This is a genomic window from Mariprofundus sp. KV, assembly GCF_013387475.1.
In the GTDB taxonomy this organism is placed as follows: Bacteria; Pseudomonadota; Zetaproteobacteria; order Mariprofundales; family Mariprofundaceae; genus Mariprofundus.
In genome coordinates this window covers 130,507-155,642 of sequence record NZ_VWNB01000006.1, presented here as the reverse complement: position 1 = coordinate 155,642, position 25,136 = coordinate 130,507, and the positions used below count along the sequence as shown (strand labels likewise).

Below are 25,136 nucleotides of genomic sequence, written 5' to 3'. Positions count from 1 at the left end.
TGCGACGAGGCGTTCTTGCCGCGCTTCTGATGGTAGTTTTAAGCGCTTGTGTGGCACATACCGACCAGCCTGTTGTCACTGGTCTCTCCAATGCGCCGCTATTGGAAGAATATGACCGGATTTCCGAGGTGAAATATATTGCCAGTCAGGTTGAGGTGGAAGGTTCTAAAGGTAAGGTGTTTGATTTCGTTGGCAATCGTCTTACGCATGCGACAGAGCGTCAGCTGCGAAAGTCAGGGCGTTGGAGTGAGGATGAGGCGCTGGTTATCCATATCGAGATCAAATATATCCGTTTAAGAAAAAATGCGGCGGTGTTTTTGTTATGGCAGGTGGCTGGTGTTGATGAGATGGGCATCAGGATATGGATTACCCGAGATGGGGAGGTGGTGGCTTCTGAGGCGGTGAGTAGCATTTATGATGCTGCAGGAGGCATCTATGGCACAAATACGAATCAGCGGCGGCTGGCTATACTCGCAGATCAGGTGGCAAGTAAGATGGTGAAACGTCTGTAAATCAGTCTGTACCAAGTATGGTTTTGTTTCTGCCTCTCTCTTTGGCCTGATAGAGGGCGCGATCAGCGATTCTCAGATAGTGGTCAGGCGATTCGGCCGTGTGGAGCCGGGAATGTATGCAAGGCCCAGCGAAATGGTTGCCGAAATCATCTCTCTGCCAGTTTATGTAACTTAGTAGCTACTGCGATGAGCAGGGCATCGTCTGCCGGATCTCCGTAGGTGTCGTTGACAGCCTTGAAATGATCAGTGAACACGAGGAACTCCTGTGAGATGTTGTGGATATGTTTGTAGGAATCGTCATCCGGGTCATTGGCATGCATCGGAGAGGCAGAAAACTTTAGAAATCAGATGAAGTCGCAGGCCTGATTAAAGGTGTTAGGGCTGCTATGAATGTGTGATTAGCGCTGTTTGAAGCTGGTGATCAGAAGCATCACTACGGCAATTGAGATGCAGGCATCGGCAACATTAAAAGCAGGCCAGTGGTACTCAACGGCATCAGTGCGCACGTACCAGTCGATAAAGTCGACCACATAACCCAGCTGCATGCGATCCCATATGTTGCCGACTGCACCCGCCAGAATCAGCACCAGTAGCCATGAGGTGATGCCGGCACTCTGGCGCTCCTGCCACCACCAGAAGCTAACGGCGACAGCTATGCCAACGGTGACTGCGAGCAGCAACCAGATGCGTACAGCATCTGGCAGGTCGGAAAACATTGAGAAGGCAACGCCCGGGTTGTAGGCGCGGATGATGTTGAAATAGCCGTCGATAACGACGAAGGCTTTGAAGTCGGGCTGCTGGATCCACCACTTACTGATCTGATCGGCGGCGATCAGCAGGATAAACAGCAGGATTTGATTTCTGGTTCTATTCATGTTTCTTCCCTTTTGAGGCGGGAACGCTCCGGTGCAAGGGTGGTGAAGTCAACGGCGGAGATGGCGGAAAGGTAAAGTGTGAAAAGATGATGTGGGTCACATTTTCGTACCAATCGGATCTCTAAACTAAGCCCTGTTGCGACGCCTCTTTCACAACAGGATTGTTAAAGGGCGTATGTTATCTGCCGATATAGATATCAGAAGCGATAGTGCTTTATAAACAGCCCGGGCAAATGTGCACCTTCCCCTTCCCCCCCCCTTCCCTCGCACATTTCCCGGGCTTAAGCATCTCCTGAAAAGCTATTAAACATGCCCTTTTTCACAGTCAGACAATCAGGTCGTTCGCACCTTTTAATCAGATGCACAGTTCCTTCTTAAATATCGCCAAACTGCGTGTTACATTGCGGCCATGGCGAAGACACCGGGTCAAACGACTCACACCCCTATGATGCAGCAGTATCTGAAGATTAAATCCGAGCATTCGGACTGCCTGCTCTTTTATCGCATGGGCGATTTTTATGAGATGTTCTTTGAGGATGCCGTAGAGGCATCGAAGATTCTCGATATCACGCTGACCAAACGCGGTAAAGCCAATGGCGATGATATTCCGATGGCGGGCGTACCCTGGCATCAGGCTGAGGGTTATCTGGCCCGCCTCGTCGCTGCCGGTAAACGGGTTGCAGTGTGTGAACAGATGGAAGCACCCGATGGCAGCAAGGGGCCGGTTCGGCGCGAGGTGGTGCGTGTTGTCACCTCCGGTACGATTACCGAGGCGGAGCTGCTGGATCAGGCTCGCTCTGCTCCGCTGGTAGCCTGTTATCACAAGGGAGAGGCGTGGGGGCTGGCTGCGGTAGATCTCTCATGTGGCCACTGGCGCCTCACTGAGGGATCAGGTGATCTGCTTCTCGAAGAGCAGCTGGCGGTGATGGCACCGGCTGAGCTGTTACTGAGCACATCCGATGACTCCCGCCACGCTGTGCCTGTGAATCGACCGGGAGACTGGAGTTTTAGTGCTGCCGTGGCACGAGAACAGCTGCAGCAGCATTTTGGTGTCAGTGACTGGCAATCACTCAATCTTGAAAAACATGAGCATGCCGCTGCAGCGATCGGGGCTGTGCTGGTCTATCTTGGTCAGACCCAGAGGTGTGCGCTTGAACATCTCTCGCTACCGGTATTTGTTGAACAGGGAAGTGGTATGCGCATCGATATGCGCTCGAGAAGAAACCTTGAACTCTACTGCTCACTGGCAGGAGACCCCAAGGGTGGCCTGATCCATGTGCTGGATGAGAGCAAAACCCCGATGGGAGCACGCCTGCTGCGGGAGTGGATCGACAGGCCTTTGAGTGACATGGCACAACTCAATGATCGTCAGAATGCAGTGCAGAGTCTGCTCGATGATCAGGAGACCTTGCAGTCATTGCGCCAGCGGCTTGGTGGTGTGCGTGATATGGAGCGGATGCTGACGCGTATCGTTCTCAATCGCGCCTCTCCGCGTGATTTTCGGGGTTTGACCGAAGCGATTATTGCGCTGCCTGAGTTGTATGCCCTGATTGAGGATCGCAGTGGTCTGTTTGCCGCTATGAGCAGTGCCATGCAGGGAATGGAGTCGCTGGCAGCGGAGCTCGACAGTGCCATCGTCGAGGCTCCGCCACAGGTGTTCCGCGATGGTGGTGTGATTCGTGAAGGCTTTGATGGCGAGTTGGATCGCTTGCGGGGGCTGGCTCACGATGCCAATGCATGGCTGCGCGATTATGAGGCGCGGGAGCGGGAGCGCACCGGACTGGCCAATCTGCGTGTGAAGTACAACAAGGTGTTCGGCTATTTTATTGAGATATCAAAGGTGCAGGCAAAAGATGCACCGCCTGATTTCGTGCGCAAACAGACACTGGTCAATGCGGAGCGTTTCATTACCGATGAGTTGCACAGTTTTGAGGCCGAGGTGCTTGGTGCCCGGGATGCGGCATTAAGTCGTGAAGATGAGTTGGTTGAGGCGCTAAGCAGAAAACTGTGCAGTGCAGCATCAATGATTCAGCAGGCAGCTAAGGCGGTGGCCAGACTTGATGTGCTCTGCTGTTTTGCCTGGCTGGCGCGCAGCTACAACTATGTGCGGCCTGAGGTGCACAGTGGCCGCAGCATGAAGCTGGTGGGTGGTCGCCATCCGGTGGTTGAACGGTTCCTCGATAGCAACGAACCGTTTGTCGCCAACGATACCCACATGGATCTGAAAAATCGGCGCTTTATGCTGCTGACCGGGCCTAACATGGGTGGCAAGTCGACCTATATGCGGCAGGTGGCATGGATTGTATGGCTGGCTCACACCGGCTGTTTTGTACCTGCTGATGAGGCGCGTATTCCGTTGACCCGACGCATTTTCACCCGTGTCGGGGCAGGAGATGAACTCAGCAGTGGCAGATCAACATTCATGGTTGAGATGATGGAGACGGCCACGATTCTCAATCAGCTGGAGCCGCGTTCGCTGGTGATTGTCGATGAGATTGGTCGTGGCACCAGCACATGGGATGGACTGGCCATAGCATGGTCAGTGGCCGAGCGTTTGATTGCATCAGCTGATGTGCTGACACTGTTTGCCACCCACTACCATGAGCTGACTGAGCTGCCGGACGAATTTGACGCTGCATTTAATGCCTCTGTCACAGTGCGTGAGTGGAATGGTTCGGTGATCTTTATGCATCAGGTGATAGAGGATGCGGCGGATCAGTCCTACGGCATTGCTGTGGCGCAGCTGGCAGGATTGCCGCGTGAGGTAATCAAACGTGCGCGTGAACACCTTTTTCGACTGGAGCATGGTTCAGAGTTGGCGGCAGAGCGAGGCAAGCCACAGTTGGGGCTGTTTGCTGTGGCGGAGAAAAAACAGCAGGAGCGCGATCTGGAACGCCTGCGAGCATTGGAAAATGTATTGCAGGGCATTGATATTGAATCGATGCGTCCGGTTGATGCGCTGATGTTATTGGATCAATTAAAAAACGGGGTAAGTGAATCATGAAAAAATCAGTATGGATGTTTCTCTCTGTAGCGCTGCTGGCTGCTGGCTGTACCTGGGTGAAGCCGACAGAGACAGGTGAAAGTGTCACTGTTGCTACCTTTGAGCAGGTTAAAACATGCAAAAATATTGCCAAGGTGACTGTGGCGGTGTTGGACAAGGTTGTCTTTATTCCGCGTGATGAAGAGAAGGTGGCCGGTGAGTTGCAGACGATGGCGAAGAACAGTGCTGCCGAGCTGAATGGCGACACCATTGTGGCTGTCAGCAAGGTGATTGATGGTGAGCAGGCCTTTAATGTCTATCACTGTGGTAAATAGTTTTGTCTGAAAAAGAGGAGCTGCGCAAGCTCAATGACGCTGTAGGAGAGGCGTTTAAAGCCGGGGCAGCAGGTGGGGAGCTGACCGGTTTGATGTGTCGCGGCGTTGATGCGCTGCTGATTCGTCTCTGGCAGCAGAAAGCGCCAACAGCGTGCCGTTCTATTGATCTGGTGCTTGTCGGTGGCAATGGTCGCGGTGAACTGGCTCCCAAATCTGATTGGGATATGTGGTTTCTGCTCTCTGGAGAGTGTTCAGAGGCTATTGAACAGGAGATACAGGCATTTCTTCTCGCACTATGGGATATGGGCGCCAAGATCGGTCATGCCGTGCGCAGTGTCAAAGAGTGTCTGGAGCATGTCAAAGAGGACTGGAACAGCGCCACAGCAGCATCTGAATCGCGTCTTCTGATCGGTCCCGGCGAGCGCTATGAAGAGTTGCAACGGGGGCTGGAGAAATTCTTTAAAAAGCGACGTAAGGCGTTTGTTGAGGCAAAACTGGCCGAGGTGAAAGCGCGTCATGCCCGTACAGGTGGCACAGCATTCTGGATGGAGCCCGACATCAAGGAGGGCAAAGGCGGATTGCGTGATGTGCAGGCTGTTTTCTGGATAGCCAAGGTCTGGTATGGCTGCGATAGCATTGCTGAACTGGTGGAGAAAGGGGCGATCTCTGCACACGAACGTGACGGCCTGTTGAGTGCGCAGGAATTTCTCTGGCGTTGCCGAACAGGTTTGCATCTGGAGATGCGCCGTCCATCTGATCGACTGGGTTTTGAACAGCAGGCGATTCTGGCTGAGCGCATGGGGTATCAGCCTGTCTCGCACCGGCCTGCTGTTGATGCCTTTATGAAGGACTACTTTCGTCATGTCGGCCGTATCTCTCGCGTATCCAGCTTGCTCTATATGCATTTCAGAGAGCAGTTAAACCCACGGCTTTTTGCCTTTAAGAAGTCGATTGACCATGGTTTCATACTTGAAGGTAAACGCCTGAGTATTGCCGATGACAGTGTTTTCAAGGATGAGCCGTTGCGGCTGCTGCGCATTTTCAGGGAGGCACAGAAGGGTAAGCGTCGACTCTCCAGCCGGGCGTTACGGCAGGTTCGGGCTGATGTGTTGCTGATTGATGATGCCATGCGTGATGATCCACTGGCACAACGCATATTCATGAAAATCCTGCGCAGTAAACGTAATGTGCAGTGGGTGCTCAGGCAGATGCACGATACAGGTGTGCTCGGACGCTTTATCCCCGAATTCCGTGAGGTGGTGGGGCTGGGGCAGTTTAACCAGTACCACGCTTTTACTGTTGATGAGCATACCATTCGTGCGGTAGGAGAGGCGCGCAACTTTTTTCATCGTGACCGCGATGTTCGCCTGCCACTGGCGCATGAGGTGTGTCACACCATTAACCGCCCGGAACTGCTCTATATTGCCCTTATTTTTCATGATATCGCCAAGGGGTTGCCCGGCGATCACTCTAAAGAGGGTGCCAGAATTGCCCGTCGCTTCTGTGAACGCATGCACCTTGATCTGGATGCTGTAGAGCTGGTGGAGTGGCTGGTCAAAGAGCATCTGCTCATGGCAGTGAAGAGTCAGCGTTTTGATCTTTCAGATCCTGAAGTAATTCGCTCCTTTGCTGATCGGGTAGGTAATCACAGCCGACTCAACTATCTGCTGCTGTTGACGGTGGCCGATATCGCAGCGGTGGGGCCTAATGTCTGGAATGACTGGAAAGGTTCACTGCTGGCTGAGCTCTACCGCTCAACCAAGAACCATTTTCTTAGTGATGAGACGATCAGTGAAACGGCTGAGCGCCTTTACCAGACACGTGTGGATTCGGTACTCAGCAGCGTTGATGATGGCGATGAGGCCGATATACGGGCTGCTCTGGCGACCATGTCGCGCCAGTGTCTTATGCACTTCCCGCCTCGCCAGCTGGTCGATATTGTGTCATTGATTGCCGGCAGTGATGGTAATGCGGTGAAGTACTGGGTGGATAATGATCGCAGTGAAACACTGTTTTATATTGTCGGGCTGCCGCGGACGGGGCTGTTTGCTGCGCTGGCGGCAACACTGACCACGGGGCACGCCAGTATCCTGGCCGCTCAGGCCTATATGCTTAATGATGGTCGTGTGTTGGATGTGTTCCATCTGCAGGGTCAACGCGGTGCTCCGTTCAATGTGCATAGTGATCTTGAGCGGCTGCAGGAGCGCGTGGCGGCGCTGTTGCAGGCTGAGAGTCTGCCTGCACTGGTGATCAGCAAGAAGTTCAAGGTAAATGTGCTGATGCGTAACGTGCCGGTTCGTGTGCGCGAGCTGCCTAAAGCATCATTCCGTGAAACGGCAATCGAGGTATCTACAGCCGATCAGCCAAGGCTTCTGGCGCGTCTGGCCGATGCGATTGCGCAGCAGGGGTATTCGCTGCATGGCGCTTCGGTTTCCACCTTTGGTGAGCGGGCTGTTGATGTCTTCTTTATTGCCGGGAGCGATTCCGGGCCGCTTTCACCTGAACAGATAGAGGTTTTATGTGCTAAACTGCGTGAAGTAGCGGCACTGCCAGCAAGCGAGTCAGATCAACACCCGTTGACCTGACTCGCGCGATAGTTGAGAAGAGGGTCGTATAGCCGCTGTCGTTGCCACAGCCCTGTCAGGGGTTATAAGGAGTTCAAATAGAGATGAATCTGCTTGATCGTATCTTTGCTGCCCGTCAGGAGAAAAAACACGGGTTTGTGCTGGCACTTGGCGGTGGCGGTGGCCGTGGACTGGCCCATCTTGGTGTGCTGGAGGTGCTTGAAGAGCATAAACTCAGACCTGATGCGATCATCGGCTGCAGTATCGGAGCGCTGTTCGGGGCGATGTATGCGATTGATCCGGATGCCAGAAAAGTGATGGCTCGAACCATGGATATTATCTCGCATGAGTCCTTCTCCAGACTCTCCCTGCCAGCGCTTGACGGGGAGGGGGAAGAGGAGCAGAGCTGGCTCTCCAGACTTACCGCTGCAGCCAAGCAGTCGATCATGTTGACGCGGGCGGCAACGGATCGATCCATTGCCGATACCGATGCCCTGATCGATATCGCATTTACTTTTTGTGGTGGTGAATCGTTCATTGATGCCAAAATCCCCCTCTATATCACGGCCGTTGAGTTTCCCAGCGGCGAGTGCCAGATATTTTCAGTCGATTCGCATGTCAAACTGCCCTGTGCGATTGCTGCAAGCATGGCGATTCCGGGCGTGTTTGAGCCGGTACATGTCGGTGGTAAAAAGTATGTTGATGGTGGTGTGGCTTCCGATCTGCCTGTGATTGAAGCGCAGATGGTGGCCCGTCCCCATCAGCTGGTGGTTGCGGTTAATGTCGGATCAAGGCCTCGCAATGACATTGAACCGGCTAATGTCTACGGCATGCTCGACTGGTCCACACAGGTTAAATCCTTCCATCTGCGCAAGGCCAATCGGGATCATGCCGATGTGGTGATTGAGCCGCTGGTCGGGTTTACCCAATGGAATGATTTCAGTAATCCTGAACAGGAGATTGATCGCGGACGGCAGGCGGCATATGAGAAGATGCCTGCATTGATCAAAAAGCTGCAGCAGTGACGGGGGCACGGGTTGAAAGGGCTGTCGTGTTGGCGGCAGGGCTTGGAACACGGCTGAAGTGGTTGACCAGCTCCCGCCCCAAAGCGCTGATGCAGGTGGCGGGTGAACCTGTCGTTGCGCATGTCATCCGCTCGCTGGTGGCTCAGGGCATTCACGATATTGCAGTTAATGCCCATCACCATGCAGGGCTGCTCAGGGATTATCTGGGTGACGGTTCTCGTTTCGGATGCCGCATTTCGATCAGTTATGAATCCTCACTGCTTGATTCAGGCGGTGGTGTGAAACAGGCGCTGGGGTTTCTGTCGGGCAGTGGGCTGGTGGCGGTCTATAATGCCGATGTACTGAGCAACTTTGAACTCCATCGTTTGAGTCATCTGGTGCCAGAGCGGGGGGTAGCGATCGGTTTGGTGAATAATCCAGCCCACCATCCTGTTGGTGATTTTGCGTTGCATGGCAGCGAGGTGACCAACCAGGGAGAGTCGCGTTTCACCTTCTCCGGCATCTCACTCTGGGATGAGACGGTGTTCGATCACTATGCGTTGGGTTCTGTTTTTTCACTGGTGAAGCCGATGCGCGAACTTGTTGAACAGGGGCGCTGCCGTGGTGCAGTCCACAAGGGAGAGTGGTTTGATATCGGCAGGCCGGGTGATCTGATGCGCGCCTGTCGTCTGATGGGGCGTCGCTGATGCGTATCTGGATTGATGCCGATGCCTGTCCCAAAGTGATCAAGGAGATTCTCTATCGTGCGGCTGAGCGTGTGCAGATCCCATTGACACTGGTCGCCAACATGCAGCTGCAGCACCCTAAGTCTGACTATATCGATTCGGTTCATGTGGCTGCCGGAGCCGATGTGGCCGATGCTTATATCGTTGATCATTGCGAACCGGGAGATCTGGCTATTACTGCCGATATTCCACTGGCTGCAGGCATGATCGAGAAGGGAGGCTTCGCGCTTAATCCAAGAGGCGAGCTCTATACCCGGGATAATGTGCGCAGGGCGTTAAGTGTTCGCAATATGATGGATGAGATGCGCGGGGCTGGTGTGGTTACAGGTGGGCCTCCGCCTTTCAGTCAGGCTGATCGCATGGCTTTTGCCAATCAGTTTGATCGTTTTATCACCAAACATCTAAAGGAGAACCGATGATTCTGCATCCTCAGCTGGAAAAAGACTGTTTTGTAGTGGGGAAGTTGCCACTCTGTACGCTGCTTCTGCTTAATGATGCCAACTACCCGTGGTTTATTCTGGTTCCACAGCGCGAAGGCATCACCGAAATCCATCAGTTATCAGATGAAGATCAGCAGCAGTTGATGCGCGAATCTTCGCAACTGGCTGCAGTCATCGAAAAAGCGTTCAACGCCGACAAGATCAATATCGCCGCTCTCGGCAATATGGTGCCGCAACTGCATATTCACCACATCGTCCGCTACAAATCCGACCCGGCCTGGCCTGCTCCGGTTTGGGGTAAGCTAGAGGCTGTTCCCTATCTGGATGAAGAGGTGAAGATATTGAAATCGCATATCTTTCAGGGGTTGCCACAACTTGTATGTGAGTCGTGACCGGAGATGGGTAAACTTTACCTGTTGATGCTTAAAGTTTTCGTTTTAACAGGTGGGCCAGCTCATGACGGCCTGAGGGGTGCACGACAGCATCACCAGCGGATTCCGGCCACTGCCAGCGGGATTCATCGAAAAGGGGTTTCATCTCTGACAGATCACAGTGGAAAGGTGGGCCACCTTCTGCTCCGGTCTGCATAAACAGGGCAAGTAGCTGGCCGCCGGGTTTCAGGTGATTGTATAACCACGCTTCGTACTCTTTCCACTGGCTGGGTTGAATGGCACAGAGGCAGGTCTGCTCATAGATCGCATCAAAGGGTGGTAGCTCAATCTCAAAGAGATCGCCGTGAATCAGGGTGGCGGTAAGCTTCTCTTTTTCGAGCATGGCCTGCATGTGATCAATGGCAGGTGTCGCAATGTCGACAGCGGTGATGTCAAAACCGCGACGAGCCAGCTCAATCACCTCATGGCCACGACCACAACCGGGCACAAGTATGCGGCAAGGCTCCAGAGTCTCCAGCCATTTGGTTAGGGCAGGGCTGAAATCACCGCGATCCCAGCCGGTTTCGTTATTCTTATACTTGGCTTCCCAGAAGGCGCGATCAGTCAAAGTCGATTACTTCTCAATCACCAGCATATGTTTACCAGCCTCATCGGTAGGTTCATTGGAGAGAACTTTAAAGCCCTGCTCTTCACATGAGCGGGGAACATTTTGCAGTGGTTCGCCTTCGTTAAGCAGTACTTCCAACTGTTCGCCTTTGTTGATCTGGGCCAGTTTCAGCTTCACCTTCACAAAGGTCATCGGGCAGGTCTCGCGGGTAATATCGAGGAAATGTTTCATGGTAATAGTATCCTTATCTAAATAGGTCAGATGAAAATAATGTGGGCGTTTTCGGATTCATTGAGGAAGGTGGCTACACCAGCCACATCCTGTACCTCTTCGATCATATCGCTTTTACCGACCTCTAGAATATGCATGGCCATCTCGCATGCGACGATGCGAATGCCGAGCGCATGGGCAGCTTCAACCAGTTCAGGAAGGGTAGCTACATTGTGCTTTTTCATCATGCCGGTCATCAGCTTCGGGCTGGCGCCGAAGAAGTTCAGGCGAGAGAGCGGCAGGTTGTTCAATCCTCCCATGAGGAAATTGAAAGCCTTGGCCATGATGCTGTTGCCTGTGGCGGCACGCCCCTTGTTCTTCTTCAGGGCATTGAGTCCCCAGAAGGTGAAGAACATGGTTACTTCACGGTTGGTGGCAGCTGCGCCCGTAGCAATGGTGAAGGCGGCAACGATCTTATCAAAATCGCCGGAGAAACAGACGATGGATACTTTTTTCTTATCAGTGGGCAGAGTCAACGTTACACCTCCGTTATTGTAGGGCTGCGAAACCTAGTCGTTGATAGAAAAAGGGCAAACAGGATTAAATTCAAGTTCGGATAGAAACAGGCGATATATAATTAAAGCACTCTTTGTCTTAATCGGAAATGAACGCACTTTTTAAATGGCCATTATGCGGATCGGTTGGCTCGTTTTTTGCTTAGGGCTGCTTGTCCGGGGGAAAGAATTTATGTTAAAAAAATCAGAAGATCGATCGGCACTTGAGGCCGTATTTGAAAACAGCCTGTGGAACTCACGCTGGGCTGTTCTTGTTGCCGTCATCAGTAGCGTTATCGCAGCGCTGCTGATGTTTTATATCGCAGGTGTTGATACCTTTTACACCATAGAGCATCTGGCCACCTATGCCGGCGTTGATGATTATGCTGATCGCGGTGAGATCAGGGCAGAAGCGGTTGCCCAGGTGGTAGAGATCATTGATATCTTTCTGCTGGCGATTGTATTGCTGATCTTCGGTCTGGGACTATATGAACTCTATATCAGTAAAATTCATCACGCCTATGATGCTGAGGATGATGCTTCAGCGCATCTGCTTTCCATTGACAGTCTGGATGACCTGAAGTCGCGTCTTGGTAAGGTGATCATGATGATCCTTATCGTGAAATTCTTTGAGCTGGCGATCGGTATGGAGGTTGATAATACCATGGCCCTGCTGATGTTTGCCGGTGGTGTGTTGATGAGTGCGGCAGCACTGGTGTTGACAGAAATGGCAACCCGAGGAAGTGCGGGCAAGTAACAAGTTTATGCAGTACGCAGAGTATTGAGTTGCGTGAAGTGAAAAAAAACCAGCGCTCTATTAAACGGGCATTGGCGATTAATCTTGTGAGGAATCATGGAAACACCTAAAAAATCAGCATTCTCAAGTGGCTTTGAACAGGTCTTATGGACATCCCGCTGGGCAGTCCTTCTGGCTGTGATGTGTAGCATTGGTGCCGCACTGATTATGTTTTATATCTCGGCAGTCGATACCTTCTATGCTGTCGATATGCTCAAAGAGTATTATCTGCTGGATTCTCCTGAGGCCCGAGGCGTGATGCGGGCAGAGGCTGTCGGCATGGTGGTGAAGGTGATTGATATCTTCCTGCTGGCGATTGTACTGATGATCTTTGGGCTGGGTATGTATGAGCTCTATATCAGTAAAATCGATCACGCTTATGAAGATCATGATACATCTGCGGAGCATATGCTCTCGGTGAACAATCTGGATGACCTGAAATCTCGCCTTGGCAAGGTGATCATGATGGTTCTGATTGTGAAGTTTTTCGAAATGGCCATTGGTATGGAGATTGACGGCATCAAGGATCTGATGACCTTCTCTGCAGGCATTCTGCTTATTGGTACAACGCTCTATGTGACCGAGCGTGCTTCGCGCAAAAAGGGCGAGTGGAAAACTCGTGCATCTGATCGCAGCGGCGTACCTGATAAGCGTCGCGTGGGCAGCGAAGCGGATCGCCGCTCCTGATTGGATTAGTAAGCGAATACTCTTCTTTTTGCACATCCGGGGGCGTACAGCAAAGCTGTGCGCCCTCTCTGTTTTAATCCTGAAAAATGACGGGGATATCGATCTTGCGACTGTTCTGGATGCTGACTTTGCGGGCCACATCACCTGCCAGTCTCTTGTAGTGGGCCGCCTGCTCTGAATCCGGAAATGCGGCAACAATTGGCGTACCTTCATCCGCCTTCTCACGTATTTTGATATCCAGTGGAATATGAGCCAGCACTTCGGTGTTGTACTCCTGGCTTAAACGCTCTGCACCGCCTTCAGCAAAAATAGCGCTGGACTCACCACAATGGGGGCAGATGAACTGGCTCATGTTTTCAACAATACCAAGGGCCGGAACGCGGGCTTTGCGGAACATCTCAATGCCTTTGCGGCAGTCGAGCAGGGCAATGTCCTGTGGTGTGGTGACCAGTACAGCGCCGGTTACCGGCACCTTCTGGGTTAGCGTGAGTTGTGCATCACCGGTGCCGGGAGGCATATCGACAAACAGGTAGTCAAGTTCACCCCATGCGACATCGGTGAGCAGCTGATTGAGGGCGCTGGCTACCATCGGGCCGCGCCAGATCATCGCCTGATTGTCTTCAACCAGATATCCGATGGAGATGGTTTTTACACCATAGTTCTCCAATGGCTGGATGGTTTTGGTCTCATAATTGATCTCCGGTTTGTAACCGGCAAGCCCCATCATGCGTGGAATGGATGGGCCGTAGATGTCGGCGTCGAGCAGGCCAACACGAGCGCCGGTCTGAGCCATGGCAACAGCAAGGTTCACCGCTGTGGTAGATTTTCCTACACCACCTTTGCCCGATGCGATGGCAACAATATTGGCTACGCCCGGGATGTGATCCTTGCTCTGGGCGGCAGTAGTTTTCGCGCTCATGGTGATATCAATCTTCTCAATGCCGGGCAAAGCCCTTACAGCCGCATCTGCCTGAGAACGGAACTCCTCTTTGACCGGGCAGGCAGGCGTGGTCAACTCAATTGTGAATGCAACCTGGGCACCATTGATAGTGATGTTTTTAACAAAACCAAGCGAAACAATATCTTTTTTGAAATCAGGATCGATGATCACAGAGAGTGCATTGAGGATGTCGGTTTCAGTAATCATGTAGGGCTCCGGGTATCTATGGACAGTCTGAGGGATGAGGCAATCCATGCGTATCATGGCTGGTCTGCCAGGATCATGTTCTGCAGCTGCTTGTCTTTTTACTCTGCAGTTCTCAGGCACGCAGCATCGTGTGAATCCTCGCCAGTTGTGTCAAGAACAGGGCTTTTACGGGTAAATGAAAGGTGTAAATAAAAACGCCCCGCTCGGAAAACCGAACGGGGCGCTGCCGCGTCTTAAGTATAGGGAGGGGAAAGACGCGGCTCGAGAGGACAAATCTCAGGCAAACACCTAACCATAATGTGGGTATGTGTCAAACAGTAGTGAGCGAAGAACGCTTGCCTTTTGCAAAAGTGGCATGATAATTCGCACCTACATATTTTGATCCGGCTTTATCCAGAGCGGTGGAGGGTTACAGGCCCTGTGAAACTGCGGCAACCGGCCAGAGACTATTTTGATAGTTTTTGGAGAATGGTGCCAATGCCTGCCCGAAGTGAGTAATCACGGAGGGAGCGATGATGGCGGGTTGTTCGTAAAGGGCATGCCTGTGCTCTGTACATGACAACCTTCGCATCTATCGCGGAGGTTTTTTCGTTTCTGGATGCGCCTGAAAAAACGGAGTATCTATAATGAGTGAAAGTATCGTTCGTGCGTTGAAGTGTCGTGAATGCGGGCAGGAGTATCCAATAGAGCCAACGCATGTTTGCGAGTTCTGTTTTGGCCCGCTTGAGGTGGCGTACGACTATCACAAGCTTGAGGGTAAATTTACCCGTGAACTGATTGAGTCTCGCCCGCAGACCATGTGGCGTTATAAAGAACTGTTGCCGATTGATGGCGAGCCAACTGTGGGTGCACAGAATGGTTTTACCCCGCTGGTGCGGGCAAAGCGTCTTGAGAAAGTGCTGGGCGTGAAAGAGCTCTATATCAAGAATGATTCAGTCTGTTATCCGACCCTCTCCTTTAAAGACCGCGTGGTTTCCGTGGCCCTCTCCAAGGCCGTTGAGTTTGGTTTTACTACCGTGGCTTGTGCCTCTACCGGCAATCTGGCCGGTTCAGTTGCTGCCAATGCAGCGGCAGCAGGGCTGGAGTCCTACGTCTTTATTCCTCACGATCTGGAGCAGGGTAAAGTGCTCGGTGCTGGCATCTTCGGTACCAATATCATCGGGATCAAAGGTAAATATGATGATGTGAATCGCCTCTGTTCTGAAGTGGCCGGCAAGTATGGTTGGGCATTTGTAAATGTGAATGTGCGTCCGTTTTATGCTGAAGGCTCCAAGTCGCTGGCTTATGAGATGATGGAACAGCTGGGCTGGAAGGCACCCAAACATGTGGTTGTACCGATGGCCTCGGGTTCACTCTGTACCAAGGTGGATAAGGCGATTAAGGAGTTCATCAAGCTTGGTCTGATCGAAGATGCCGGCACTGCCGTGTATGGCGCTCAGGCGACAGGTTGTTCACCTATCTCCAAGTCTGTGAAAGACGGTACCGACATGATCCACCCTGTGCATGCTGATACGATCGCCAAATCACTGGCTATCGGCAACCCTGCCGATGGCTTCTACGCCAACCGTGTGATTAATGAATCCGGTGGCTGGGCAGAAGATATCTCCGATGAGGAGGTTATTGCTGCAATGAAGCTGCTGGCTGAGACTGAAGGAATCTTTGCCGAGACTGCCGGTGGTGTAACACTGGGCTGTGCAATGAAGATGATTGAGTCCGGCAAGCTGCCGCGTGATGAGTCGATTGTACTCTGCATTACCGGTAACGGGCTGAAGACACAGGAAGCAGTAGTGGATGCGATCACCAAACCGCGTATTATCAACGCCAGCTTGAAAGAGTTTGATGTGCTGGCTGAAGCTGACGGCGTTGCTGACGCATAAATATATTAAGATTTAATTTGAACAGGAGAGAGAAATGAGTGTATCTGTACGTATTCCAACCCCGCTGCGTAAGCTGACTGGTGGCGCTGATGAAGTAAGTGTAGAGGGCGCAACAGTCGGTGATGTGATTGAAAGCCTTGAGGCTGCACATCCAGGCTTGAAAGAGCGTCTGTGTGACGATGCCGGTGAAATTCGCCGCTTTGTGAATGTTTATGTGAACGATGAAGATGTGCGCTTTCTTGATGGTCGCGCCACCGCACTGAAAGATGGTGATGAGATCTCTATCGTCCCTGCCATTGCCGGCGGTTGCTAATGAAGTTCCGTGTTTATCTGACCTTTGATGAGGCGACTGTGCGTGCGCCGATTATCTGGCAGTTGGGCAAAGAGTTTGATCTGGTTACCAATATCCGAACGGCTGAAGTCAGGGATCATATGGGGCTTGTCGGGCTTGAGCTTGAGGGCGACAACGATGTGGTCGATGCGGCTGTGAAGTGGCTGGGTGAGCAGGGTGTTCAGGTTGACCCGATTGAGCAGAGTATCATCGAAGGATGATGTTTTGTGTTCTTTACCACTAAGACACAGAGACACAAAGAAAACCAATCTTGAATGTTTACTTTGTGCCTTCGTGCCTTTGTGGTGAAAAAGTCTGTGGTAAGACTTGTGGTGAAGACAGGAGTTAGAAATGGCAATTTTTAATAATGCTGCAGAGGCGATTGGTAATACCCCGCTGGTTCGTCTGAATCGGGTCAGTGCTGGTTGCGGTGCTGAAATCGTGGCCAAACTGGAGTTCTTTAACCCGCTGAATTCGGTGAAGGATCGTATTGGCAAGGCGATGGTCGAAGCGGCTGAAGCTGATGGGCGGCTGAAACCCGGCGGCCTGATTGTTGAGCCGACCAGTGGCAATACCGGTATCGCGCTGGCCTTTGTGGCGCGTGCCAAGGGTTACCGCTGTATCCTGACCATGCCTGAATCGATGAGCCTGGAGCGCCGCAAGCTGCTCAAATTGCTGGGTGCTGAACTTGTGCTCACGCCTGCCGAGAAGGGTATGAAGGGTGCTATTGCCAAGGCTGAAGAGATTGCCGCGACTACTGAAGGTGCATTTCTGCCGCAGCAGTTTGAGAATCCGGCCAACCCCGAGATTCATCGCAGAACTACGGCTGAAGAGATCTGGCGCGACACCGATGGCAATATCGACGCGATTGTTGCCGGTGTAGGTACCGGTGGCACCATCACTGGAGCTGCGGAGGTGCTGAAGCAGCGCAATCCTGACTTTAAGGCCTTTGCCGTTGAACCTGCTGATTCACCCGTGATTTCAGGTGAAGCGCCCGGCCCGCACAAGATTCAGGGTATCGGTGCTGGTTTTATCCCGAAGAATCTGAATGTCGATATTATTGATGGTATTGAGAAGGTGACCAACGATGAGGCCTTTGAGATGGCACGTCGCCTTGCTGCTGAAGAGGGTATTCCAGGTGGCATCTCTTCCGGTGCAGCGGTGATGGCTGCAGTGCGAGTGGCCAGTCGACCAGAGATGAAGGGCAAACGTATCGTGGTAATTCTGCCATCTATGGCTGAGCGTTATATGTCCACAGATCTATTTAAAGGCATCGAAGTCTAAAGTTTTCACCACTAAGGCACCAAGTCACAAAGTTACGCTCTGTGATTAGATTTTCTTTGTGTCTTAGTGGTTCATAAAAGAGGTTAATAGTTCATGATTGATTTTACAGAGAAACAGATTGAGCGCTATTCGCGCCATATCATTTTGCCGGAAGTCGGCGCTGAAGGGCAGAGCAAGCTGCTTGAGTCCAAGGTGTTTATGATCGGTGCCGGTGGTCTGGGGTCACCCGTCGCCTACTATCTGGCGGCGGCCGGTGTTGGAACCATCGGCATTGCCGATGCCGATGTGGTCGACTCCTCCAACCTGCAGCGCCAGATTATTCATAACGAAGATCGTGTCGGCATGCCGAAGGTGGAGAGTGCGCGTGAGACGATTCAGGCACTGAATCCGGACGTAAAGGTCAATACCTACAACTACTTTGTCACCGAAGAGAATATTCGCGAGATCATTCGTGAGTATGACCTGGTTATCGATGGTTGTGATAATTTCCCGACCCGATTCCTGGTTAATGACGCCTGTTTCTTTGAGAAGAAGACGCTGATCTCCGGTGCGATGTTCCGCTTTGATGGTCAGGTCGCAACCTTCAAGCCGACCAGCCAGAAAGATGCGCCATGCTATCGCTGTCTCTATCCTGAGCCACCACCGGCAGGTCTTGTTCCATCCTGTTCCGAAGCGGGCATCCTCGGTGCGCTGGCTGGTGCTGTCGGCACGATCCAGGCTGTAGAAGCGGTGAAAGAGCTGCTCGGTATCGGTGATTCGCTGGCTGGCAAACTGATGACCTTTGATGCACTGCGCATGGAGTGGAAGAAGCTGAAATTGCGCAAGGATCCTGCCTGCCCACTGTGTGGTGAGAATCCTACCATTACAGAACTGGTTACCTATGAGCAGGCTTGTGAATTGAAGTTTGGCGAATAAGAGAGACTGAAAATTATTTTGAGATAGGAGTCGCATGATCCGGAGTGTCTGGGGGGATACGAAGGATCAGGCCTCTCGACTTCTATCACTTACAGGCGGCAGAGGTCGCATTTTTATAGTTTGCAAAACGTATGGGGTTTTAACATGGCAACAGAATTTGATTTCGCACACACATCCGATGTTGATGAGTTTGAAGCAGGTTACAAGGCCTTCAAAGAGGGGCGCATGTCCGAAGAGCGCTTTACACCGTTCCGTCTGCAGATGGGTGTTTACGGTCAGCGTCAGGAGGGTGTGCAGATGGTGCGCGCCAAGCTGCCAGGTGGCTGCATCACAGCCGATCAGATGGATGTCATTGCCGAGTGTGTTGAGCGCTATGCCGGACGTATGCCAACAGATGGCACGCTGACTGAGGCGCCTGAGAAGGTGGCGCATGTGACCACACGTCAGGATATTCAGGCCAACTTTGTGGCGCTTGATGATGTGCCGGAATTTCTGCGCAAGCTTGATGCTGCAGGGATGACCACACGTGAGGCGTGTGGTAATACCGTACGCAATGTCACCACCTGTTTTCTGGCCGGTCGCTGCCCGGCTGAACATGCCGATGTGACCATTCATGCGCGCAAGTTCGCTGAGTTTTTCCTGCGCCATCCGCTGGGGCAGCAGTTTCCACGTAAATTCAAGGTGACCTTCTCCGGTTGTGCCAGCGATTGCGGCCTCTCAGGCATGCACGATGCCGGTTTCATTGCCACGCACAAAGATGGCAAAGCCGGTTTCCAGGTGTGGGCGGCCGGTGGCCTCTCATCCCAGCCTATGGGCGCACTGTTGCTGGAAGAGTTTATCGAAGAGTCGGAGCTGTTTGTGGTCGGTGAAGCGTTGATGCGTATGCACTTTAAATACTCCGATCGCAAACGCCGTGCCCGTGCACGTATGAAATATGTAGCCCAGAAACTTGGTGCTGAAGGTTTTATCGAGGAGTACAGGAAGCAGCGAGCAGTGATCGAGAAGACCCATGCAGATGATTCAGGGTATGCTGAAGCCAACTGGCGCACGCCTACTGCTGCGATGCCATTTGCTGACTCAGGCGTGGTGGATCAGCACAATGGTAAATCCGCCATTCTGCTCAATCTGTTCCGTGGTGATATGACTCCGGATCAGTGCCGTGCTGTGGCCAGTGCCGCACGCGCTGCGGGCACCGACGAGCTGCGGGTAACCACTGAGCAGGGCATGGTGCTCTGCGATGTGGATGCCGACAAGGTTGCTGCCGCCGTGGCTATTCTCAATGCTGCAGGCCTGCAGACCGAATATGCACGCGGTATCTCCGATGTTGTGGCATGCCCCGGCACTGAGACCTGCCGTCTTGGTATTACATCTAGCCGTGGCCTTGCTGCAGCCCTGCAGCCATTGATGGCCGATCTGAAGAAGGACAGCACGCTGGCCGGTATTACGGTGAAGGCATCCGGCTGTCAGCACTCCTGCGGTCGTCATCATATTGCTGATCTCGGTTTCCACGGCATGGCCAAGAAGGTGGCTGGTCAGGCGGTGCCGCATTATCAGCTGCACGTGGGTGGCAGTGGCGTTGCCGGCTCTCCGCTGGCCTTTGCGACCGATCCTGTGCCGGCCAAATATGCGCCGGAAGCGGGTATTGCCGTGCTTAATGCCTATAAAGCGGGGCGCAGTGGTGAAGAGAATATGCATGACTGGGCAACACGCCTTGGCAAAGAGGGTATCTCAGAGATATTGGCTCCGTTTGCCGCTGATGCCGGAGAGGTTGAAGGGCTGATCTACGACTGGAGTGAGAACGAGGCATTTAACACCAAGGGCAACAAGAAGGGTGAGTGTGCCGGTGCGGTACTCTCGATGTCGGATGCGCTGATCTCAGAAGCCGAGTATGAGCTGTTGATTGCCCGAGCTCATCTGGATGCGATGTTCTGGGCGGAGGCGCTTACCGCGCTGCGTCGCTCATCGATCTCTGCGGCTCGTGCCTATCTGGTGCCTTATGGTGAAGCGCCGGAAGAGGATAGCACTGTCTTTGGCCTGCTGGCTGCGAATGCCGCTGCCGATGCGGAGGTGATTGCCGGTCTCAACGCTGTGCAGTCGGCGCTGATGAATATCGATCTGGCCGATCCCGGTACCGGAGTAACCAAATTGAAAGAGGTGCAGGGCGCGTGGGTGGCTCTGGCTGCCAAACGTTTTGCGGCGGTACCTGAAGCGGTGGAGACAACTGCAGCAGCAGAGGCTGCAACTCAAACCTCCGACGATGTTGTGCTGCTTGATCTCTCCGGTGTGGCGTGTCCGATGAACTTTGTGAAAACCAAGATCAAGCTGACGATGATGCCTGTCGGTTCGCTGCTGGATGTGATTCTTGATGATGGTGCTCCGATTGAGAATGTTCCGCTCTCGCTTGAAGAGCAGGGGCAGAAGGTGCTCGCCAAAGAGCAGATCTCCGAGACTCAGTGGAAAATCCGGGTTGAGAAGATCGGAAGCATCTAAATTTCGCGACAGCTGATCCGATGACAACACTGAATCCTTTTGCCAATCCGGGCCGCTGTAAGCTGGCACTGGTAAGTCAGGGCATCTTCCTGCCGGATGGTCTGCAGGATGCATCGCACTGGGTGGCGCAGGCCAATGCGACCGAGTCGGTGATCGATATCAGGTTGCCATCGGGTCACTTTGCTACCGTTCCTGTAGCCCAGCCCTATACGCAGAAGAGTTCGATTCAGCTCAGACAGCAGGATAGTGATGGCAATGCCTCTCTGCATTGGGGGGATGAAACACTGGATGTGCAGGTTCTGCCTGCGCCGCGCTTCTACCGCAACAAAACACGCTCCGGTGCCCGCATGGGCAGCTTTGCCTCGCTGCATGAAAACCTGCTGATGCTGCATCCGCTTATGGGCTGCGGATTTTTTGCCGGTCAGAGTCTGGCCTGTCAATACTGCCAGTATGACTCGATGCTCAATGAAGATGAGCCGCCGCTGCGCGATCCGCTGGAGCTGGTGGAGGTGGTTCGCGCCGCACTCTCAGAGCGTGAGATCGATACGGTCTATCTCTACAACGGTTTTGCACCGGGTGATGATGTCGGTCTCTCCCGGCTGGTGCCGGTCATTGCCCTGCTCAGGCGTCACCTGGGGCATCGTCAGATTGCTCTGGAGACGGTTGCACCCAAGGATACTTCGGTGATTGATGCACTCTATGCCGCAGGCCTGGATATCTTTGTCTGCAATCTGGAAGTGCATAATGCAGATCGATTTGCAGAAGTTTGTCCCGGCAAACAGCAGGCTGGTGGTCAGGTCGCAATCTGGAAGGCGCTGGATCATGCCCGTCAGGTTTTCCGCGGTGGCGCAGTAGTGAGTCATCTGATTGTTGGTCTGGATGATGTGGAGTCTACCAAAAAGGGTATTGATGCACTGATTGCGCATGGTGTTGTACCTCTGCTGCAGCCCTTCAGGCCGCTGCCGGGAACGCCGCTGGAGTCGCAAGCCGGACCTTCGCTGGAAGAGATGGAGGAGCTGTTTCTGCATCTCTATGCAGCCATCAGTGCGGCAGGCTTTTCGACACATCGGCTGCGCCATATGGGACGTGTGTTAACGCCGATGGAGAGTCGGGTGCTTGATGGCCGCGAAGCGATGCTCAGTGAACGCTGGGTCTCCTCCTCGATAGGGCGTCACTGGGATGGCTGGATGGATGGTCTGCGCCGCCATCTGCGTGCCGGTAACGGTGAAGGTGATGAGACCCTGCTGGATCGCAGGCCGATGCATGTGCTGCTGGCTGGCGAGGCGCTGCCGTTTGCGGCTCTGGTTGTCATTGCGCTGCTGGCCTTTGCTGCCGGAAACATGGATGCCCCGCAGGGGCTGAGCCAGAACGGCTGGAGTGCACTGATCGTTTTCGCTCTGTGTCTGGTGCTGTGGGTGACACAGCTGCTGCCACAGGCAGTGACGTCACTATTGGGATTGGCATTGTTGCCGCTGCTGGGTGTATTGCCGGCAACCAATGTCTTCGCCCTGTTTGGTAATCCTGCCGTGTTTTTCATTCTCGGTGCCTTTATGCTGGCCGCAGGAGCCATGCAGAGTGGTCTCTCAGAGCGTATGGCGCTGCTGACCATTGACCGCTTTGGCACCAGTGCGCGCCGACTGCTGCTGACGATGTTGCTACTGCCCGCCTTTATGGCCTGTTTTATGCCTGAGCATGCCGTAGCCGCACTGTTTCTGCCGATTGCCTGGGCGATTGTGCGCAGCCTTGGCCTGAAGGCGGGCAACGCCTATGCCCAGTCTATCTTTTTTGCCCTGGCCTGGGGCGCAATTATTGGTGGTGTGATCACCCTGCTTGGTGGTGCGCGCGGGCCACTGGCTCTGGCGCTGACTGAAGAGCTGACCGGCAAGACCTTTTCGTTTGCCGACTGGACGCTGGCAGCGGCGCCCCTAGCCCTGTCAGTGTTGTTTGTTTCGGCCATCGTGTTGATGCGGGTCACGCCTATGGCCGGTATCGATATCGCATCGGCGCGTCAGCGTATCTCACTGCGCAGACTTGAGCTGGGTGATTTCGATATTAAATCCAAAGCGATGGCAGTGTTGCTGGTGATTACCATGCTGGCCTGGATCTCTGCCGGCCACTCCAGTTCCCTGGCAGGTATTGCGCTGATCAGTGTCGTGTTCATGTTTGCCCTGCGTCTGGTGAGTTGGCGTGCGGTTGAGAAGCATGTCAACTGGGGTGTGGTGCTGATGTACGGTGGTGCCATTGCCATCGGTAAAGCGTTGACGGTGACCGGGGCAGGTATCTGGCTGGCAGCGTCGATTTTCCCGGAAAGCATTGCCGGGTTGGCGCTATTGGCGCTGCTGGCACTGATTACACTCTTTTTTACTGAAGGGGTCAGCAATGCCGCAGCCGTGGCGATTGTGCTGCCGGTAGCCATGCCCATTGCCGCTGCTGCGCAGATCGATCCTGTCACAGCGGCACTGGCTGTAGGTATAGTCTCCGGCTTTGCCTTTATGCTGCCGATGGGCACGCCGCCGAACGCGATGATATTCGGCACAGGATATGTACGCGCTTCACATATGCTGCGTTACGGAGCGCTACTCTCCCTGACTGCATTTGTACTATTTATGATCACAGTTTCGGTCTGGTGGCCGCTGCTGGAGAGGATTGGGTAACAACATGAGTGTTTTAGTTGAACAGGCGGTAAGCCTGTTGAAGCAGGCCAAAGAGGCCCATGGCGATGGTCTGGTCTATCCATGCAGCATGGGGCTGGAAGGTTCGGTGATGGTGGACCTGATCAGTAAACACGGTCTTGAAATCCCTGTCATGACACTCGATACCGGACGCCTGCCGCAGGCGACCTATGATGTGATCTCCGCCTTTGAGAGCCGTTACGGCATTCGCGTCAGGGTTCTCTTTCCTGATTGCCACGAAGTCGAAGCGATGGTGCGGGAAGATGGTGTGAATCTGTTCAGGAAGTCACCGGAACTTCGTAAGAAGTGCTGTGATATCCGCAAAATACGCCCATTGATGCGGGCACTGGAAGGCAAACAGGCGTGGATTACCGGCCGCCGTCGCCAGCAGTCCAAGGGGCGCTCTGACCTGCAGTCGATAGAGACTGATGTGGTCTATGGCTTGAAAAAGTATAATCCGCTGCTGGAGTGGAGCCTTAATGATGTGGAGGCGTATGTGCGTGCCAATGATCTGCCGTACAACAGGCTTCACGATGCCCATTATCAGTCGATTGGCTGTGAGTGTTGTACACGTGCGATTACAGTTGGAGAAGATGAACGTGCCGGTCGCTGGTGGTGGGAAAATGATGATGTGGCGGCAGAGTGCGGCCTGCATGTCATGAGTATCAAGCAGGTCACCGGCGATATTGAAGGCGGCGAAGGAATTTAGGAGATAGCAATGTCTGAAAGTAATATATCAGAACATAAACTGACACAGCTCAAGGCGCTGGAGGCGGAGTCGATTCATATCATCCGCGAAGTGGTGGCGGAGTTCCGTAATCCCGTGATGCTCTATTCGGTGGGTAAGGACTCAAGCGTACTGCTGCACCTGGCGCGCAAGGCATTTCACCCTGCGCCGCTGCCGTTCCCGCTGCTGCATGTGGATACCGGCTTTAAGTTCAAGGAGATGTATCAGTTCCGCGATGACTACTGCAAAGAGGTCGGTGCCGATCTGATCGTGCGTCGCAATGAGCAAGCCATTGCCAAGGGCATGAACCCCAAGGATCACGGCGTAGCCCGTTGCTGCGGTGCACTGAAAACCCAGGGGCTGCTTGATGCGCTGGAGGAGGGGGAGTACGACGCCGCCTTCGGTGGTGCACGGCGTGATGAGGAGCGTTCACGCGCCAAAGAGCGTGTCTTCTCAATGCGTGACGAGTTCGGTCAGTGGGATCCGAAGAATCAGCGACCTGAACTCTGGAGCCTCTATAACGGACGCATCCATGAGGGTGAATCGGTACGTGTCTTCCCGATCTCCAACTGGACCGAGATGGATGTCTGGCTCTACATCCGTGAAGAGAATATCCCGATTGTGCCGCTCTACTTTGCCAAGGAGCGTCTGATGGTGGAGCGTAAAAACCTGCTCATCCCTTACTATGAAGAGATGAAGGATCAGCTGCTTGAAGGCGAGGAGCCGAAGATGGTGATGAGCCGTTTCCGTACGCTCGGATGCAGTCCGTGTACCGGTGCCGTGCGCTCGGATGCCACGAATATGGATGAGATTGTGATCGAGGCAGCGGCGGCACGCCGTTCGGAGCGTGAAACGCGCATCATCGATCACGGTTCCAACAGTATGGAAGACAAAAAGAAAGAAGGATATTTTTGATTGACAGGCAAATGGGCGTCCTGCCCTTTTGCTTGAACGGCAGCAGAAAAACGTGGTTTGCAGCTGCCTCACG

The 25,136-nt window shown here is 53.4% G+C and carries 25 protein-coding genes and 1 riboswitch; of the genes, 19 read left to right on the top strand and 6 right to left on the bottom strand.

Features of this window, described 5'->3' with window-relative positions; all coding sequences use genetic code 11:
* Positions 1 to 50 precede the first annotated feature (50 nt).
* Positions 51 to 512, top strand: coding sequence for a hypothetical protein (locus tag F3F93_RS06620; protein ID WP_176958377.1), 462 nt, complete (start codon positions 51 to 53; stop codon positions 510 to 512).
* 146 nt (positions 513 to 658) lie between these two features.
* Here F3F93_RS06620 and F3F93_RS06615 read toward each other — a convergent pair whose 3' ends face one another.
* Positions 659 to 832, bottom strand: coding sequence for a GGDEF domain-containing protein (locus F3F93_RS06615; protein ID WP_176958376.1), 174 nt, complete (start codon positions 830 to 832; stop codon positions 659 to 661).
* A 78-nt stretch (positions 833 to 910) separates the two neighbouring features.
* Complete coding sequence (gene lspA / locus F3F93_RS06610) at positions 911 to 1,387, bottom strand: signal peptidase II (RefSeq protein WP_176958375.1); 477 nt, start codon at positions 1,385 to 1,387, stop codon at positions 911 to 913.
* Positions 1,388 to 1,796: 409 nt separating this feature from the next.
* Here lspA and mutS point away from each other — a divergent pair, with 409 nt between their 5' ends.
* The 7 genes from mutS (at position 1,797) to F3F93_RS06575 (ending at position 9,851) form a co-directional block, all read left to right on the top strand.
* Positions 1,797 to 4,391 (top strand): DNA mismatch repair protein MutS, encoded by a 2,595-nt coding sequence (gene mutS, locus F3F93_RS06605; RefSeq protein WP_241697023.1) that lies wholly within the window; start codon positions 1,797 to 1,799, stop codon positions 4,389 to 4,391.
* Complete coding sequence (locus F3F93_RS06600) at positions 4,388 to 4,705, top strand: DUF4156 domain-containing protein (RefSeq protein ID WP_176958374.1); 318 nt, start codon at positions 4,388 to 4,390, stop codon at positions 4,703 to 4,705. Before mutS ends, F3F93_RS06600 begins: the two co-directional genes overlap by 4 nt.
* A 2-nt stretch (positions 4,706 to 4,707) precedes the next feature.
* Positions 4,708 to 7,290: a [protein-PII] uridylyltransferase gene (gene glnD, locus F3F93_RS06595; RefSeq protein WP_176958373.1), complete on the top strand. Its 2,583-nt coding sequence runs from the start codon at positions 4,708 to 4,710 to the stop codon at positions 7,288 to 7,290.
* Positions 7,291 to 7,373: 83 nt separating this feature from the next.
* Positions 7,374 to 8,294 carry a patatin-like phospholipase family protein gene (locus F3F93_RS06590; RefSeq protein WP_176958372.1) on the top strand — a complete coding sequence of 307 codons (921 nt, stop codon included), beginning with the start codon at positions 7,374 to 7,376 and terminating at the stop codon, positions 8,292 to 8,294.
* The gene (locus F3F93_RS06585) at positions 8,291 to 8,980 is read left to right on the top strand and encodes a sugar phosphate nucleotidyltransferase (RefSeq protein WP_176958371.1); all 690 of its coding nucleotides are present in this window, start codon (positions 8,291 to 8,293) and stop codon (positions 8,978 to 8,980) included. The genes F3F93_RS06590 and F3F93_RS06585 overlap by 4 nt, the downstream gene beginning before the upstream one ends.
* Complete coding sequence (locus F3F93_RS06580; RefSeq protein WP_176958370.1) at positions 8,980 to 9,438, top strand: YaiI/YqxD family protein; 459 nt, start codon at positions 8,980 to 8,982, stop codon at positions 9,436 to 9,438. Before F3F93_RS06585 ends, F3F93_RS06580 begins: the two co-directional genes overlap by 1 nt.
* Entirely contained in the window at positions 9,435 to 9,851 is a 417-nt protein-coding gene (locus tag F3F93_RS06575; protein WP_176958369.1) for an HIT domain-containing protein, read from the top strand. The genes F3F93_RS06580 and F3F93_RS06575 overlap by 4 nt, the downstream gene beginning before the upstream one ends.
* Positions 9,852 to 9,882: 31 nt before the next feature.
* Here F3F93_RS06575 and F3F93_RS06570 read toward each other — a convergent pair whose 3' ends face one another.
* From F3F93_RS06570 to F3F93_RS06560, 3 genes are read right to left on the bottom strand one after another with little or no spacing between them, the layout of a single operon-like run.
* Positions 9,883 to 10,458, bottom strand: a complete 576-nt coding sequence (locus tag F3F93_RS06570) for a methyltransferase domain-containing protein (RefSeq protein ID WP_176958368.1) — start codon at positions 10,456 to 10,458, stop codon at positions 9,883 to 9,885.
* Between the two features lie 6 nt (positions 10,459 to 10,464).
* A complete protein-coding gene (locus F3F93_RS06565) occupies positions 10,465 to 10,689 on the bottom strand; it encodes a sulfurtransferase TusA family protein (RefSeq protein WP_176958367.1) in 225 nt (74 codons plus the stop codon).
* 26 nt (positions 10,690 to 10,715) lie between these two features.
* Positions 10,716 to 11,204: a DsrE/DsrF/DrsH-like family protein gene (locus tag F3F93_RS06560; RefSeq protein ID WP_176958366.1), complete on the bottom strand. Its 489-nt coding sequence runs from the start codon at positions 11,202 to 11,204 to the stop codon at positions 10,716 to 10,718.
* 211 nt (positions 11,205 to 11,415) lie between these two features.
* On the opposite strand from F3F93_RS06560, the gene F3F93_RS06555 reads away from it, so the two are divergent.
* Both F3F93_RS06555 and F3F93_RS06550 read left to right on the top strand, forming a co-directional pair.
* Positions 11,416 to 11,979, top strand: coding sequence for a YqhA family protein (locus F3F93_RS06555; RefSeq protein ID WP_176958365.1), 564 nt, complete (start codon positions 11,416 to 11,418; stop codon positions 11,977 to 11,979).
* Positions 11,980 to 12,075: 96 nt separating this feature from the next.
* A complete protein-coding gene (locus tag F3F93_RS06550) occupies positions 12,076 to 12,705 on the top strand; it encodes a YqhA family protein (protein WP_176958364.1) in 630 nt (209 codons plus the stop codon).
* A gap of 73 nt (positions 12,706 to 12,778) precedes the next feature.
* Here the strand turns inward: F3F93_RS06550 and apbC are convergent, their stop codons facing one another.
* A complete protein-coding gene (gene apbC / locus F3F93_RS06545; RefSeq protein WP_176958363.1) occupies positions 12,779 to 13,852 on the bottom strand; it encodes an iron-sulfur cluster carrier protein ApbC in 1,074 nt (357 codons plus the stop codon).
* 386 nt (positions 13,853 to 14,238) lie between these two features.
* Positions 14,239 to 14,371: riboswitch (SAM riboswitch) on the top strand.
* Between the two features lie 107 nt (positions 14,372 to 14,478).
* Here apbC and thrC point away from each other — a divergent pair.
* The 9 genes from thrC (at position 14,479) to cysD (ending at position 25,063) form a co-directional block, all read left to right on the top strand.
* Positions 14,479 to 15,729, top strand: coding sequence for a threonine synthase (gene thrC, locus F3F93_RS06540; protein ID WP_176958362.1), 1,251 nt, complete (start codon positions 14,479 to 14,481; stop codon positions 15,727 to 15,729).
* A gap of 34 nt (positions 15,730 to 15,763) precedes the next feature.
* Positions 15,764 to 16,042: a ubiquitin-like small modifier protein 1 gene (locus F3F93_RS06535; protein ID WP_176958361.1), complete on the top strand. Its 279-nt coding sequence runs from the start codon at positions 15,764 to 15,766 to the stop codon at positions 16,040 to 16,042.
* On the top strand, positions 16,042 to 16,281 hold the full coding sequence (locus F3F93_RS06530) for an NIL domain-containing protein (protein WP_176958360.1): 240 nt from the start codon (positions 16,042 to 16,044) through the stop codon (positions 16,279 to 16,281). Before F3F93_RS06535 ends, F3F93_RS06530 begins: the two co-directional genes overlap by 1 nt.
* Positions 16,282 to 16,411: 130 nt before the next feature.
* Positions 16,412 to 17,344 (top strand): cysteine synthase A, encoded by a 933-nt coding sequence (cysK, locus tag F3F93_RS06525; protein ID WP_176958359.1) that lies wholly within the window; start codon positions 16,412 to 16,414, stop codon positions 17,342 to 17,344.
* 93 nt (positions 17,345 to 17,437) lie between these two features.
* Entirely contained in the window at positions 17,438 to 18,259 is an 822-nt protein-coding gene (moeB, locus tag F3F93_RS06520; RefSeq protein ID WP_176958358.1) for a molybdopterin-synthase adenylyltransferase MoeB, read from the top strand.
* Positions 18,260 to 18,403: 144 nt separating this feature from the next.
* Positions 18,404 to 20,749 (top strand): sulfurtransferase TusA family protein, encoded by a 2,346-nt coding sequence (locus F3F93_RS06515; RefSeq protein WP_176958357.1) that lies wholly within the window; start codon positions 18,404 to 18,406, stop codon positions 20,747 to 20,749.
* 20 nt (positions 20,750 to 20,769) lie between these two features.
* Positions 20,770 to 23,403 (top strand): DASS family sodium-coupled anion symporter, encoded by a 2,634-nt coding sequence (locus F3F93_RS06510; RefSeq protein ID WP_176958356.1) that lies wholly within the window; start codon positions 20,770 to 20,772, stop codon positions 23,401 to 23,403.
* A gap of 4 nt (positions 23,404 to 23,407) precedes the next feature.
* Positions 23,408 to 24,130: a phosphoadenylyl-sulfate reductase gene (locus F3F93_RS06505; protein ID WP_176958355.1), complete on the top strand. Its 723-nt coding sequence runs from the start codon at positions 23,408 to 23,410 to the stop codon at positions 24,128 to 24,130.
* 9 nt (positions 24,131 to 24,139) lie between these two features.
* Positions 24,140 to 25,063, top strand: a complete 924-nt coding sequence (cysD, locus tag F3F93_RS06500; RefSeq protein WP_194334992.1) for a sulfate adenylyltransferase subunit CysD — start codon at positions 24,140 to 24,142, stop codon at positions 25,061 to 25,063.
* Positions 25,064 to 25,136 lie beyond the last annotated feature (73 nt).

Excerpts from the sequence above, each read along its gene's own strand:
- thrC (WP_176958362.1), top strand. The coding sequence starts at position 14,479 with ATGAGTGAAAGTATCGTTCGTGCGTTGAAGTGTCGTGAATGCGGGCAG.
- F3F93_RS06565 (WP_176958367.1), bottom strand. The coding sequence starts at position 10,689 with ATGAAACATTTCCTCGATATTACCCGCGAGACCTGCCCGATGACCTTT.
- cysD (WP_194334992.1), top strand. The coding sequence starts at position 24,140 with ATGTCTGAAAGTAATATATCAGAACATAAACTGACACAGCTCAAGGCG.
- F3F93_RS06535 (WP_176958361.1), top strand. The coding sequence starts at position 15,764 with ATGAGTGTATCTGTACGTATTCCAACCCCGCTGCGTAAGCTGACTGGT.
- cysK (WP_176958359.1), top strand. The coding sequence starts at position 16,412 with ATGGCAATTTTTAATAATGCTGCAGAGGCGATTGGTAATACCCCGCTG.
- lspA (WP_176958375.1), bottom strand. The coding sequence starts at position 1,387 with ATGAATAGAACCAGAAATCAAATCCTGCTGTTTATCCTGCTGATCGCC.
- moeB (WP_176958358.1), top strand. The coding sequence starts at position 17,438 with ATGATTGATTTTACAGAGAAACAGATTGAGCGCTATTCGCGCCATATC.
- F3F93_RS06575 (WP_176958369.1), top strand. The coding sequence starts at position 9,435 with ATGATTCTGCATCCTCAGCTGGAAAAAGACTGTTTTGTAGTGGGGAAG.
- F3F93_RS06600 (WP_176958374.1), top strand. The coding sequence starts at position 4,388 with ATGAAAAAATCAGTATGGATGTTTCTCTCTGTAGCGCTGCTGGCTGCT.
- F3F93_RS06590 (WP_176958372.1), top strand. The coding sequence starts at position 7,374 with ATGAATCTGCTTGATCGTATCTTTGCTGCCCGTCAGGAGAAAAAACAC.
- F3F93_RS06515 (WP_176958357.1), top strand. The coding sequence starts at position 18,404 with ATGGCAACAGAATTTGATTTCGCACACACATCCGATGTTGATGAGTTT.
- F3F93_RS06555 (WP_176958365.1), top strand. The coding sequence starts at position 11,416 with ATGTTAAAAAAATCAGAAGATCGATCGGCACTTGAGGCCGTATTTGAA.
- F3F93_RS06505 (WP_176958355.1), top strand. The coding sequence starts at position 23,408 with ATGAGTGTTTTAGTTGAACAGGCGGTAAGCCTGTTGAAGCAGGCCAAA.
- F3F93_RS06615 (WP_176958376.1), bottom strand. The coding sequence starts at position 832 with ATGCATGCCAATGACCCGGATGACGATTCCTACAAACATATCCACAAC.
- F3F93_RS06530 (WP_176958360.1), top strand. The coding sequence starts at position 16,042 with ATGAAGTTCCGTGTTTATCTGACCTTTGATGAGGCGACTGTGCGTGCG.
- F3F93_RS06550 (WP_176958364.1), top strand. The coding sequence starts at position 12,076 with ATGGAAACACCTAAAAAATCAGCATTCTCAAGTGGCTTTGAACAGGTC.
- mutS (WP_241697023.1), top strand. The coding sequence starts at position 1,797 with ATGGCGAAGACACCGGGTCAAACGACTCACACCCCTATGATGCAGCAG.
- apbC (WP_176958363.1), bottom strand. The coding sequence starts at position 13,852 with ATGATTACTGAAACCGACATCCTCAATGCACTCTCTGTGATCATCGAT.
- F3F93_RS06510 (WP_176958356.1), top strand. The coding sequence starts at position 20,770 with ATGACAACACTGAATCCTTTTGCCAATCCGGGCCGCTGTAAGCTGGCA.
- F3F93_RS06580 (WP_176958370.1), top strand. The coding sequence starts at position 8,980 with ATGCGTATCTGGATTGATGCCGATGCCTGTCCCAAAGTGATCAAGGAG.